This window comes from Shinella curvata, assembly GCF_022899935.1.
Lineage (GTDB): Bacteria > Pseudomonadota > Alphaproteobacteria > Rhizobiales > Rhizobiaceae > Shinella > Shinella curvata.
Window position 1 is genome coordinate 38,403 of record NZ_JALJCJ010000012.1, and the last position, 12,626, is coordinate 51,028.

Genomic DNA, 12,626 nt, shown 5'->3' on the forward strand with positions numbered 1-12,626 from the left:
TCAGGCCCGTATCCGCCTCACCATGGTCTCTGGCCCGATCAGAGCGTCATCGAGTTCAACCTCGACAATTCCCTGGAGAATTAAAGAGGCGAGCGCCGCGACGGGCTGTGTTTCCCGTAAAACCTGAAGACACTCGGAAAAGGACAAGGACCCGTTCTCATCAAGGACGGAGAGTAGCCGTACGCGGTCCCCTAGCGGGACGTTATGGCCTGCGTAGCGAAGCAAGTCGCTCGCATTTCTCAGGCGAAAACCATCATAGATTTCGGATCGGTCGACAATTCGATAGCGATAGGACAGCGCGGCGGCGGCAGAGGTGATCGCTGCGACGTCAGCCGGCCGTTTGCGGTCGAACGCATCCAGCATCCACCGAACGCCATCAGTGTCCGTCATGCAGATGTCGGAGGCGTAGTCCTTACCGCCCACGACTACCTGCGGAGGACCGCAGGACCACGAAACAACGGTGGGATCAAGTTCCAGAATAGCCGAGAGATCGTGGACGACCCTCGATCGGAACGATCGACGTACCGGTCCTTTGACTGCTGGGCGGAAATTCTTCTGAGGAAGCGCGGCTTCGAGGCTAGGACGAAGCCTCCGCGTAACGTGATCTGAGGATGCCATACATGACCTCGATACAAATAGTATGGGAACGTCCGCCGGGGTGGCAGCTGCTCAACCTATTCGTATCGAAAACATGATGGCCTTGATCATGGAAGGAACTTTTAGAGAACATCTCCCTGCAAGTCAACTCCTACGGGCGAAATTGGTTAATTTCCGAGCCGATTCACCCGGTTTTAACCATGACAGACGAGCGTAGTGTTGACCCGCACAGCCGACGTTGGGAAGCATGGCTACCGATATTTTCCTGCTCGACACCAATATACTTAGCGAGTCCAGTAGGCCGCGGCCCCATCCCACAATCTCGGCGTGGCTTCGGCGTCAGCGGCGGGTCGCAATACCGTTCGCCGTTATCCTCGAGGTAGAAACGGGAATTGCGGGTAAATATCGTTCAGACCCTTATAGAGCCGAAGAGCTCTGGCAATGGATGGACGAATTGCTCGAAACGGACTTCGAGTATCCAGCGGCAACTCCCCAGGTAGCTCGCATCCTCGGGAAACTGCTTTGCTGCAAGCCACTGACCCATCTGTGGCTCGTGAACGAGCACGCCCACGAAAAGAAGCCGGGGCAAGACCTGTTCATCGCCGCCACGTCGATCGTCTACGACATGCCCATCGCCACGATGAACGCCAAGGATTTCGAGACGATCAACCGCTTCCATCCCCTGCCCGGAGTGTACAACCCTTCGAATGACATGTGGACGATCCCGCGCTGCGAACGGGTCGAGGAGGCCCGCATGGCGATGACGACGATGGTGATGTGATCTGGTTGAGTGCACGGGGGACGTAATCAACGCAGAACCGGCCGTGACCGACTTTGGAAACAGGATCACGTCCAAATCGTCCCGTCAGAAAGACGGAGATGTGGCATGCCTACGCAGGTTACCCCGAAGTCGCCGGACATCGCGGACTGATCGGGGAGATTGGGTGTGCTCGTTGAGGGCAGTGACTGCACTTACACGGTTACTCAGGTTACCCCAGTCACGCAGGGCACTTCCGCTGGGATTACGTTTTCTGTCGTGGGAGCACGAAGCTATTGGCTGTCTGGCCCACCGCGCGCCAGGAATTCTCCCGCGCTTTCTTTCTCGGTAGAAGCGATGAACCGGACCTCGAACAGGCCGTCGACGTCGCGGATCGCCTGCGGACCAACCTGCTTGGCGCTGTCGAGAACCTCTCGGATTCTACGCTCGCCTTCGGCCCTGCTCCACTCATTCACGCGACGATTCAAGATCGAATCCCTCATTTATGCGAGCAATGTAATGTCTCGCGCACTATGTGAAAAGAAGACTCCGACGTGAAAATCAGGGACCTCGCATTCCGGCAGTGTTGCCTCAAGAGCACACTCGGGTCTTGAGCACAATATAAACGGATCAGCACAAGTACCGGAAACAGAACCATTAGTATCCGATCGTTATATTTTTCGTAAAATTATGCCGGAAAACAAAATCAAGCGCCAGCCCCTGAATACGCGGTAATAAACTTGATGCGGCGGGCTCGATGTGTATTTTGAAACCACTTCGGAGACGTGCCGCGGGCTTAGGTTGGTAGCCTCGCGGAAAACCATAACTCCCAAGACGAGCGCGCGGCCCAGACAACAACCTGTCCCCGCAGAATGCTGAAGGCGAGTAACTTCAGCGGCATGCTGCCTGGCGAGGGTCAAACCAGGGAGAGTTTTGTCTGTGCAACGCTCGCAACGGTGACCCTATGTACTATCCCTCCTCCTAGCGATCCTTTCGAGCACTCGATCAGCTCGGGTACCGCGGCGTCTTTCTCCCAAGCACGCAATTCCATGCGTGCAAGAACGAATGCGCGCTCAACATCCGAGCTGACCTCCCTCGACATTAAACTGAAAAACGGGGCCGTCCGGGTTTTCCGAACGGCGCTTCGCGCCCAGCGAGTACCCGCGCGCAGAAAGGTATGGACTTGACTGACACTTCATCCGCTATCTCCCAAATCGCCGACTTCCTCGACGATGATAATCGCGAACGCTTTCTGGAGGTGCTCTGCACGGCTCTCGAGTCTGCGGAAGATTTCATGGTCTCGGTCCGCGAGATGGCCAGTTCCTCCCGCGTATTCGCGAAACCGTGTCTCGAACTTTGCTCGTCACGGTTCGTCCTCGACGAGTACCACGAGCTGTATGAGCGCCCGCCATCGAATACGTTTCGCAAGTTGGTGGTGATGGAAGGCTTCGAGGACATGACCGCGCTCGAAATCGCCGGGCTGATCCTCACCGATGAGCCGACGGCATTTACCGCTCTGTTGAAGGTCGGTCTTGCGACGCGCGCCATCGCCGATCTGGGCGGTGACGACGGCCGTCTGGTCATTTTCTACCAGAAGGCCGGGGACTTCCTTGTCGGCCTTCGCGACCTCTATCGTTTGGAGCAGTAATATGAAAAGCCCCTATCAACTTCTCGCTGGCGCTATCCTCGATCTGGAGTCCCACCCCGAGGTGAAAGCAATCATGTCCTTCGCAAAGGACGTCGTCGATCGGTTCTACGGCGATTTGCGGATCGCAGCCGCAACCGACAAAACGCATCCCGTTCCCTTCCTGCTGATGTCTTTCGATAAGGTCAGCTTCGGGGACCCGGCCGATATCTACGAACTTCACCTCGACGCAACCAAGACGGGAAAGGTGGGAGAGTTCTTGTGCTTCGAAAACGAGGCGACCGCGAAGGATGCACTTGAGGTCTTCACTTGGGAAGAAAGTGAAGTGCGAACATTCATGACGATGATCCTCGTCAGCCTTCGCCAAGTCGAGGTCGAAGGTCCGTCGCCCATGGCGACCGCTTTTGTCCAAAGCTCGCACGAACAATTGAAGGGCGTGCTCGCACGCGCTCTTTTCACGCGAAAGGCAGCGTAGTTAGGCAGGCCTGAAATCAGGTGATCGCCAACGCACGCGTTAACGTGCCGGTTGCCGCAACATAGAACGCATCGGGTGGACGCCACCATTGCGATGGTTGCCGTCGTCCAAAATCCCCTGGGTATAGAAATCCGGAGCAACCGCTCCGGATTTTCGCGTTTCAATGGCGGCTCATGCCGCCTGGCGCGAAAGATTTGAATTTCTCGCGTCATCCGACAGGCGTTCTCAGCTGCCACAGTTAGGTGAGCAGGTGCGACGCCTTACATGCCGACTTTGTCACTTGCTTCCCGACCACGCACGCTACTCCCGACAAAGTGGAGAACGAAATGCATCGGTTGGAAGTGGCGCGGTGGGGTCTCGAACATGGCTTCAGCAGGGAAACACCCTACACTCTGGAGGCATCCTACGGGAGCTTCGTCGTCAGGATGATGATCGGCTATCAGTTTCTGACGACCATGGCCCTCCACCAGACCAGCGAGGACATCCTCGCGCGCGTCCCATACTCGGAACTATTCGTGGACGACAACGATATGCTGCACGGGGCTGGCCTCAACTCTGAGTTCATCAACAGAATGATCCGCGGGCAACCCGCGCCTCTGTGGTTTCCCGAGAGCCACAAGTTAGTCGTGGAAACACACCTCATGAGACCGCCCAGCGCCGTGACTTTTGGCCAACGCCGCCGATGAGCGCTGTTGCGGGTCGTTTCCAAAGTATCGACTTAGGTATGCGCCCGTTAACCATGTCGAGAGGATGTTTCAAATCCGGGCGCTTTTAGTCTGGATTTGAAGAAATCTCGGATTGAAATGGGAAATTCCAGCCTGTAGGTAAGCATCAGTCGAAACGGGAAGCTAATTCATGACTGCCAGGATGATACATATAGAAACGCGGGACGCCCGCTAACCTATAGTCCGGTATCATTCTGCCGTGACTGCTAGGTTACGGTAATCCCCAGTAAGCAATGATTGCACAACATTGTTAGAGCTGGTGACTGTCATGAAAACGACGAGCTGCAAAAATCAGAATTGCCCCTCGAGCCGCGAGGCTCTGGCTATCGTTTGTCCCGTCGGCTTCAGCCAGTATTCCGATCACCTTTTTGACTTTAGCTCGCTCGTCGCCGTAGCCTCGGGCGCGTTCGGCCGTTCCTTCCTTTCCACTCACGCGACCATACGCCTTCGCGCGTAGTCCCCGGCTTAACCGTCGCATCCTGGGACTCTAGCTCCGTAGCCTTTTCGGCTGCGGATGACGTCAACGTGTGTCTGGAAAGGGCATGGCATGAACGCAAAGGCAGTCCTCCGCTATCTGCGCGAGAAGAACGCGGGCTTTGGTCGTGAGCACCGCAGGGAAGACGATACTCAACTGCTGCCGGACGGCCCCACGTCCGGTCGCTATTCGACTATTGAGCTCGTTACCGAGGACGGAGAGCTCATTAACGCGGGAATCTGGGTTCCGGTTCAGCGTTCTACCAGCACCCGCAAGCCGGCGGAGCGCACCAAGGGCCATGTCCGCGGCTATCTGGTGGACCATCAGCGCAATCGCGCGATCGGCTTCGAAAGCACGCACGAGAAGGCTATCGCAGAAATGGCTCTGGCCTGCCCGGATGTTCTTCTTCTGGAAGACCAGCCGTCAGCGGTGCATTTTACGGCTGCGGACGGGACGCGCACGAAGCACACTCCCGACTACCGTATCACCGTAAAAACCAACAAGGTCTTCGTAGCGGTAAAGCCCACCCACCAAGTCGAGAAGACCGGTATCGAAGATACCATCGAACGTCTCAAGCCGGTCATCAAAGGCCAAGCCGACGAGATGGTGCTCGTCACCCAAAAACACGCAACCCGCGTGCGTTCGGCAAACGCCCAGGTCATCCGCAATGCGGTTCGCAATCGCAACGCCGGTGATTGCGAAGAAATGCGCCGTTTGGTGCAGGACATCTGCGGCCAGGTGAGCCTTTATGCCCTCGCAGAGCGTGCCGCAAAATATGCACGCGGACTGAATGCCGCGATCTGCCTGATCCATGAACGCGTTCTGGTCCATGCCGAACCGGATCGCCTTCTGCTCGAGCGTCCCTTTGTTCGCGTAGCCCGCTGACGCCCCACAATCAGGAGCACTGAAGTGACGCGCTTTGTCGAAGTGCCGCAGGGAACCCGTGTGCCTGCGCTCATGCCTCGTCCGCCCTGATGGGCAGGATGGTGGCGTCCGTCTGCAGACGGATACAGCGCGAACTTGTTCAAGAACTGCCTGCCGGACCTTCGGCTGGCACCTACCAAAGTGCAGCCCCCATCCAGGCAAACAAGGAGAAGCCTCATGAAGAACCCCGAAATCCTCGCCGCAGGCCCGATCACCCCCGTGTACAACTTCAAGTCCTTCGATGCTCTCTACTTCAAGGGCATCTTCCGCCGCCCGGTCGAAAGCGATCTCCAGACGCATACCTTGCAGCGCGTTCATGACGGGCTCCATGAAACCTTCACGCACGAGGAAATCCACGCGATGTTCCGCGACCCGGACGAGCCGATGGAGTACCGTCCCGACTACTACTCGAAAAAAGGCTCTCGCGCTGCGGCCCGTCCGCGCGCCTATCTCGGCGACCTCGATGAGAAGCGCCAGGAGCAGAGCCTGTTCCAGACCCGCGTCTGTGAAATCTTCGCCCGTCGCGAGCGCGAGGAGAGCGGATTCACGCGTTCTGACAAGGTGATGAAGAAGACGCTTCCCGAAATCTGGGACGAAATCGCTGACAAGGGGACCAAGCGCAAGAACTACCTCACTGACAAGGTCAAGCCGATCCCACACCCCCGTACGGTCCGCAACTGGCTCCGTAAATATGAGAGCGATGCAAGTGCGCTCAATCAGGTTAAAAAGTGGGGACGCAACCAGAAGAACACCTACTACACGGCCGAAGAGTGTGTCGTGTTGCAGCAGTACATCGAGTTCTATCTCGCGAACCCGACTTCGACGAAAGCCGAAGCTCATGCGCTCATGGTGGAAAAAATCAAGGAGATCAATGCCGGCATTCTGCTCGCGAACGAGCAGAATGAGGAGCGCGGAAATCCCGTGGCCTCGCTGCCTGAATTGCGCACCCCCTCGCTCAAGACATTCAGCGAACGCATCAACGACTTGCCGGCTGCGTTTCTCGCGTACGCCCGGCTTGGCAAGGCCGCGGCTGACCGCGAATACGCCGCCGCTCGTGATGGTTTGAAGGTCTTCCGCCCCCTCCAGCGCGGTGAGATGGACGAATGGCGCGTAGACCTCCAGGTTCTCCTCGTCCTCGCAGGCGTTTGGCAGAAAATGTCGAAGAAGCAGCGCACGAAGGTCGCGCGCATCCGTCTCTGGATGACCGCTATCATCGATGTCGCCACGCGTTGTCTGCTCGGGTTCCGTGTACACAAGCAGGCACCTTCGGTGATGACGTCGATCGCTACGCTCGAGATGACGGCGATCGTAAAAACGTCGATCGCCAAGCTCTACGGTTGCACCTCGACCTGGGAGTATTGCGGCACTCTTGAGGAGGTGGCGACGGATTCGGCGACTTGGTATTCGAGCCAGCCCTTCCGTGTCACGGTCAACGATCTCGGAGCAACTCTCCTTCTGCCTCCAGCGGGAGCAGCCTCCGCGCGCGGTACGATCGAGCGTTTTTTCCGTACGACTGCGGAGCACGCGTTCCAGTACTTTTCGGGCCTGACCGGCAACTCCGTCGAAGCGAAAGGCGATAGCGATCCCGAGGTTGAAGCCAGCGTGACGTTCGAAGAAGTTGCGGCCATCCTGACGCGCTACTTCGTCGACGTGTATCACAACACTCCGCACGAAGGCCTGGGCGGCGAAACGCCAAGGAATGCCTGGAACCGCCTTGCCAAGCACGGCATCACGCCGCCGCCGTCTCCGGCTCAGCGCCGCCACATCTTCGGGGTTAACGTCCAGCGTGTGGTAGGCAAGCAGGGCATCCGCTTTCTCGGTGTGTACTTCCAGTCGGTGGAGCTGCAGGCACTCCGTCGCCGCTGGAAGGATGGCCATCTCGCTCTCATCCGCGTCGATCGCCAGAACCTCGGGTCCATCTCTGTGTGGACTGGCGAGGGCTGGCTGACCGTACCTGCTATCGACGAAGAGTTCGAGGGCATGAGCATGTGGGCCTGGACCGCCATCTGCGCTGAGCTCAAGGCGATCAACGCGACAGAGGCAAAGTTGTCTCGACCGACCGTGCGTAAGGCAAAGGAAGACGCGCGGAAGCGTGCCGAAGTCCTGCGCATGGAAGCCGATCTCGACAACCCTGTCTCGACGGAAGCTGCCTATCTCGAGTGGGAAAAGAAGCTGGACCTCAAGCTCCGCATCACCGCCCGCGAGAGTTCGGTTCCACAGGACTTCATGTCCACCGGCCAGCTCGCAGAAGACTTCTATCGCACGATCGGGATCGAGCTCCCGGTAGGGGAAAACGCGTGGCGCGATGCGTCGGAGCATACGGGCGAGCCCGATGTCAAGGAGACGGTGCCGGCTCCGGAAACGCCGGCCATCGGTCTGAGCAACTCCGTGTTTGATCGCTGACGCCATGACGTCTTCGGCACGCGTCCGCGTGCCGAAGACGTCATTCAGACCCAATCGACCCGTCCAGCGCGGGCGCTTACCTCAGGAGAAAACCTATGGACTGGAATCGCCAACAAGTAGCTGCCATCGCTCGCATCCGGGCAACCCTTTCGCCTTCCGAACTCGAAAAGGCCGAAAAAGTGAAGCGGATCAACGATCGCTACCTCGGCCTGACCCGAGATACAACCTTCAGCCTTGCCTTCAACAATTTGGTGGCGAGCGTCGCTTGGCACGATCCGCAAGACGAGAACCGACCCGGCAAGCGCCGCATCCTCGCTGTCTGCGGAGAATCCGGAGCCGGCAAAACCCGAACGATCATGGAGCATATCTCACTGATCGAGGCCATGGCACCGTACACCGACGAGGACGGTGGAACAGTCAATCCGGTGTTGATGTACGAACCACCCTCCCCTTGCACGCCAAAGCTCCTCGCGATTGAGGGCCTCCGCAAACTGGGTATGCCGGTGCGGGCCAGCATCCGCGAGAACGAGGCGTGGGATACGTTTCGGGTAGCGCTCAAGGCCCACAAGATCATGTTCGTCGTGATCGACGAAGCTCAGCATGCCGTGGTCGCCGCGAATGCCGTGGATCAGCAGAAGATCGCCGATGCGTTCAAGGGGCTTGTGCAGATGCCTGACTGGCCGGTACGCCTAATCCTTGCGGGTGTTCCTCCGCTTGCCGAATTCCTTTCGGAGCATGAGCAACTATTCACACGCCGGACGGCGATCCGACTTGAGAAGCTCGAGGGCACTCAAGGCTTGGCGACAATCGACGAAATTCTTTCGAAGATCGCCGCCCATGGGGAGGTCTCGCTCAATTTGCCGACCGATCCAAACGTAAAATTCAAGGAGCGCCTAAGCCACGCGGGTTCGGGGAATTTTGGGACAATCGTCCAAATGATCCGTGGTGCAGTGGAATTGGCTGTCCTTGAGGGGGCTCCGGAGGTCAGCAAGGTCCATTTCGAGAAAATGTATATGGCTTACTCCGGTTGCCTCGAGCATGAAAACGTCTTCACGCACGCCGCTTGGCAGGAACTAGAACCATTAAAGGCGTTCATGCGTGTCAACGATAAGGCACCCAGGACCCGACGAGAGCGCGGGGAGAAACAGATCAAGTTCGGAGATCGCCCGTGAATACGTTGTCGCTAAAGGCACGCGCACATGAAGGGGAAACGGTCGCGAGCTTTTGTTCGCGCACCGCCGCGCTACATGGAGCGGAGAATGCTTCCGATTTTTGGTCGTTGTTCGGGCTGAACTTTGGCGAGCTAACTAAGGGGGCGTCGAACGCGCTCGGCGCTCTTCAGCGCCTGCTTGGTCCCGACCTCCACGTAAACCGGAGGGGAACTTGCCAGTCAGGCGCGGACTTGGCTGTCCGCGGGCATCGGCTGGCGGCGCGTTTCGTCTCTTTGGCTCAAGACCGGGTGTGCGCCCTTTGCCTTGCCGATGACGAACAGAACTTGTTTGGGAGGCCCGGCAATCGGGCGTTTGCTCGCCTAAACTGGCTTCCCAAATTTTTGAGAGCCTGCCCCGTTCATCACGTCGAGCTCGTAGAGCTGCCTCGTATTGACTGGCATCTCGGACCCGATTTCGCTCTGAGACTACGACGAGAGCCAGGCGGCATTGAAGGCCTTTGCGCGCGGTCCTCCAGCCGGGCAGAAACAAACTTTGAGCGGTATGCCCGCGAGCGGCTCGAGTGGAACCTGCCCACTCAGCCGAGCTGGCTCGACAGCGTTCCGCTGCAGGCAGCCGCCCACTTGTGCGAACTCGTTGGCGCAGAGATTCAAGGCCCCAACCGCGATTGGCCGGCGGCATCGGATCGGGAGCTATGTTCCGCCGCCGACGTAGGTTTCGAACATCTGCTAGCTGGCGTCCAGGAGTTCGAAAGGGTGCTTGCTGAGCAGATGTCAAAGAACTTTCGATCGAAACGACGGCATTGCCCCACCAGCATCTTTGGACGCTTTGCGGCAGAGGCCCTCCAGTTCGCCGACTATCCGGGGTATGCCGAAGTCCTGTCGATCATGCGCGATGTCGGGGTAAAACATCTCGCATTGGGACCCGGCGACGAATTCCTTGGTGCCGTCACGAAGCGCCAGTACCACTCTGTATCTTCGGCATCACGCGAATATGGAGTCCCAGCCAGTTCGCTCCGAACGGTGCTTGAGGAACTTGGCAAGCTGCCCGCCGCCGGTACTACAGCAAAATCCAATCTGGCATGTGAGCAAGAGGTGTTCGAGGTCCGCTTCATGGAACACATCGTCGATATGGTGCGGGATCGTCGAATAAATGACAGCCAGGAGGATGCCTATGTAACGGCACTCGAGGCCTTCTCCGCCGTCTACAGTACCGCGCCTTCCGGTCATATCTCAGCTCCCGACGCTTCGGTCAGACTTCGAGTAAGCGAAAACACCGTTTCGGCGCTTGCGCATGAAGGATTTCTAAGAGAGGTGTTCCCGAGCCAGTCTGCGACGGTGGCCCAGTACGCGAAGCTCGAACTACGCCGATTTTCAGATCGGTATTTGCCTGAACGGGAGCTTGCTGGTTTCGCCAAGAAGCTCGGTGGCCGAGTGACAAACGACGCGCTCAAACGTGGCCTAAAAGTGCAAATTCCCAAATGGCGAGTGGGCGAAAATTTCTACCTCCGCGACGATGTAGAAATGTTGCTCACCTCCAAAAAATGACAAACCGGGCTCCGCCCGGTTTTTTTTTGTTCTTGCGAATTGGGAAATCCCGGGCTTCACTTTGGGAAATGTCGGGTTCTCGGATTTTTAAACGCCTCAATAAATTTAATCACTTGCAGAGGCGTTGAGGCAACTTAGGGTTCTCGACTACAGCATCACATATTTGGATAAACCGGCCCTTCGCCGCCCTGCGGCGGCACCCAGTTGATGTTCTGGTTGGGGTCCTTGATGTCGCAGGTCTTGCAGTGCACGCAGTTCTGCGCGTTGATGACGAAGACTTGCCTGCCGTCCTTCTCCACCCATTCATAGACACCGGCAGGACAGTAGCGCGTCGACGGGCCGGCATAGATGTCGAGTTCCGAGGTCTTCTGCAGCTCCGGGTTCTTCACCTGAAGATGGATCGGCTGGTCTTCCTCGTGGTTGGTGTTCGACAGGAACACCGAGGAGAGACGGTCAAAGGTCAGCACGCCATCCGGCTTCGGATAGTCGATCCGCTTGTGTTTGGCGGCCGGTTCCAGCGACTGCGCATCGGTCTTGCCGTGCTTCGGCGTGCCGAAGATCGAACCGCCGAACAGCGTGTTCGTCCACATGTCGAGCCCGCCCAGCGCCACGCCGATAGCCGTGCCGAACTTCGACCACAGCGGCTTGACGTTGCGCACCTTCCTGAGGTCCGAGCCGATGGCGCTGTCGCGCCAGCCCTGCTCGATCTCGATCGGCTCGTCATTGGCGCGGCCGGCCGCAATCGCATCGGCCAGCTTTTCGGCGGCAAGAATGCCCGAGAGCACCGCATTGTGGCTGCCCTTGATGCGGGGCACATTGACGAAGCCGGCCGAGCAGCCGATCAGCGCGCCGCCGGGGAAGGACAGCTTTGGCACCGACTGGTAGCCGCCCTCGGTGATGGCGCGGGCGCCGTAGGAGAGCCGCTTGCCGCCTTCGAACGTGCCCCTGATCGCCGGATGCGTCTTAAAGCGCTGGAACTCCTCGAAGGGGAAGAGATAGGGGTTCTTGTAGTTGAGATGCACCACGAAGCCCACGGCGACCATGTTGTCTTCGAGGTGATAGAGGAACGAACCGCCGCCGGTCTTCATGCCGAGCGGCCAACCGAAGGAGTGCTGCACGAGACCCAGCTTGTGGTTCTCCGGCTTGACCTGCCAGAGCTCCTTGAGGCCGATGCCGAATTTCTGGGGTTCGCGATCCTTCTGGAGGTCGAACTTCTGGATCAGAAGCTTGGCGAGCGAGCCGCGCACGCCCTCCGAGATCAGCGTATATTTGCCGATGAGCGCCATGCCGCGCGTATAGTTCGGGCCGGGCTCGCCGTTGCGCTCGATGCCCATGTCGCCGGTCGCGACGCCGATGACGGCGCCCTCGTCATTGTAGAGCACTTCGGAGGCGGCAAAGCCGGGATAGATCTCGACGCCGAGTTCCTCCGCCTTGGTCGCCAGCCAGCGACAGACGTTTCCGAGCGAGACGATGTAGTTGCCGTGGTTGTTCATCAGCGGCGGCATGGCGAAGTTCGGCAGGCGGATGGAACCGGCCGGGCCGAGCAGCAGGAAGTGGTCGTCCTTCACCTCGGTCTTGAACGGGTGGCTCTCATCCTCGCGCCAATCGGGCAGCAGGCGGTCGATGCCGATGGGATCGACAACCGCGCCGGAAAGAATATGCGCGCCGACTTCCGAACCCTTCTCGAGCACGACGACGGTGAGGTCCGGATTGACCTGCTTCAGCCGGATCGCCGCAGACAGACCAGCCGGGCCCGCACCGACAATCACAACGTCGAATTCCATCGACTCGCGTTCGGGAAGTTCCTCTATTCCCGCCATGCCACTCAAAGCGCCTTCTGCAATTCCGGGAGTGCTTCGAACAGGTCCGCGACGAGACCGTAGTCGGCGACCTGGAAGATCGGGGTCTC

The 12,626-nt window shown here is 58.5% G+C and carries 11 protein-coding genes; 8 read left to right on the forward strand and 3 right to left on the reverse strand.

The window, feature by feature from the left end:
• On the reverse strand, positions 1-390 hold the full coding sequence (locus tag MUU55_RS28255; RefSeq protein WP_244764109.1) for a hypothetical protein: 390 nt from the start codon (positions 388-390) through the stop codon (positions 1-3).
• A gap of 454 nt (positions 391-844) precedes the next feature.
• Between MUU55_RS28255 and MUU55_RS28260 the strand changes: the two genes are divergently transcribed.
• Positions 845-1,378: a PIN domain-containing protein gene (locus MUU55_RS28260; protein ID WP_244764110.1), complete on the forward strand. Its 534-nt coding sequence runs from the start codon at positions 845-847 to the stop codon at positions 1,376-1,378.
• 269 nt (positions 1,379-1,647) lie between these two features.
• Here the strand turns inward: MUU55_RS28260 and MUU55_RS28265 are convergent, their stop codons facing one another.
• Positions 1,648-1,842 carry a hypothetical protein gene (locus MUU55_RS28265; protein WP_244764111.1) on the reverse strand — a complete coding sequence of 65 codons (195 nt, stop codon included), beginning with the start codon at positions 1,840-1,842 and terminating at the stop codon, positions 1,648-1,650.
• A 689-nt stretch (positions 1,843-2,531) separates the two neighbouring features.
• Here MUU55_RS28265 and MUU55_RS28270 point away from each other — a divergent pair.
• The 7 genes from MUU55_RS28270 to MUU55_RS28300 all read left to right on the forward strand — a co-directional run bounded on the left by MUU55_RS28270 (position 2,532) and on the right by MUU55_RS28300 (position 10,717).
• The gene (locus tag MUU55_RS28270) at positions 2,532-3,002 is read left to right on the forward strand and encodes a hypothetical protein (RefSeq protein WP_244764112.1); all 471 of its coding nucleotides are present in this window, start codon (positions 2,532-2,534) and stop codon (positions 3,000-3,002) included.
• Position 3,003: 1 nt separating this feature from the next.
• Complete coding sequence (locus MUU55_RS28275; RefSeq protein ID WP_244764113.1) at positions 3,004-3,474, forward strand: hypothetical protein; 471 nt, start codon at positions 3,004-3,006, stop codon at positions 3,472-3,474.
• Positions 3,475-3,800: 326 nt separating this feature from the next.
• Entirely contained in the window at positions 3,801-4,160 is a 360-nt protein-coding gene (locus tag MUU55_RS28280; RefSeq protein ID WP_244764114.1) for a hypothetical protein, read from the forward strand.
• A gap of 586 nt (positions 4,161-4,746) precedes the next feature.
• Positions 4,747-5,559, forward strand: a complete 813-nt coding sequence (locus MUU55_RS28285) for a hypothetical protein (protein WP_244764115.1) — start codon at positions 4,747-4,749, stop codon at positions 5,557-5,559.
• A gap of 216 nt (positions 5,560-5,775) precedes the next feature.
• Positions 5,776-8,001, forward strand: coding sequence for a Mu transposase C-terminal domain-containing protein (locus MUU55_RS28290; RefSeq protein WP_244764116.1), 2,226 nt, complete (start codon positions 5,776-5,778; stop codon positions 7,999-8,001).
• A 95-nt stretch (positions 8,002-8,096) separates the two neighbouring features.
• A complete protein-coding gene (locus MUU55_RS28295; RefSeq protein ID WP_244764117.1) occupies positions 8,097-9,173 on the forward strand; it encodes an ATP-binding protein in 1,077 nt (358 codons plus the stop codon).
• Positions 9,170-10,717, forward strand: a complete 1,548-nt coding sequence (locus tag MUU55_RS28300) for a TniQ family protein (protein ID WP_244764118.1) — start codon at positions 9,170-9,172, stop codon at positions 10,715-10,717. Before MUU55_RS28295 ends, MUU55_RS28300 begins: the two co-directional genes overlap by 4 nt.
• 155 nt (positions 10,718-10,872) lie before the next feature.
• Here the strand turns inward: MUU55_RS28300 and MUU55_RS28305 are convergent, their stop codons facing one another.
• Positions 10,873-12,537, reverse strand: coding sequence for an electron transfer flavoprotein-ubiquinone oxidoreductase (locus tag MUU55_RS28305; RefSeq protein WP_244764119.1), 1,665 nt, complete (start codon positions 12,535-12,537; stop codon positions 10,873-10,875).
• Positions 12,538-12,626: the final 89 nt, after the last annotated feature.

What these genes read in the sequence shown, in the direction of transcription:
- MUU55_RS28255 (WP_244764109.1), bottom strand. Translation starts at nt 390, where the DNA reads ATGACGGACACTGATGGCGTTCGGTGGATGCTGGATGCGTTCGACCGC.
- MUU55_RS28260 (WP_244764110.1), top strand. Translation starts at nt 845, where the DNA reads ATGGCTACCGATATTTTCCTGCTCGACACCAATATACTTAGCGAGTCC.
- MUU55_RS28270 (WP_244764112.1), top strand. Translation starts at nt 2,532, where the DNA reads ATGGACTTGACTGACACTTCATCCGCTATCTCCCAAATCGCCGACTTC.
- MUU55_RS28275 (WP_244764113.1), top strand. Translation starts at nt 3,004, where the DNA reads ATGAAAAGCCCCTATCAACTTCTCGCTGGCGCTATCCTCGATCTGGAG.
- MUU55_RS28280 (WP_244764114.1), top strand. Translation starts at nt 3,801, where the DNA reads ATGCATCGGTTGGAAGTGGCGCGGTGGGGTCTCGAACATGGCTTCAGC.
- MUU55_RS28285 (WP_244764115.1), top strand. Translation starts at nt 4,747, where the DNA reads ATGAACGCAAAGGCAGTCCTCCGCTATCTGCGCGAGAAGAACGCGGGC.
- MUU55_RS28290 (WP_244764116.1), top strand. Translation starts at nt 5,776, where the DNA reads ATGAAGAACCCCGAAATCCTCGCCGCAGGCCCGATCACCCCCGTGTAC.
- MUU55_RS28295 (WP_244764117.1), top strand. Translation starts at nt 8,097, where the DNA reads ATGGACTGGAATCGCCAACAAGTAGCTGCCATCGCTCGCATCCGGGCA.
- MUU55_RS28305 (WP_244764119.1), bottom strand. Translation starts at nt 12,537, where the DNA reads ATGGCGGGAATAGAGGAACTTCCCGAACGCGAGTCGATGGAATTCGAC.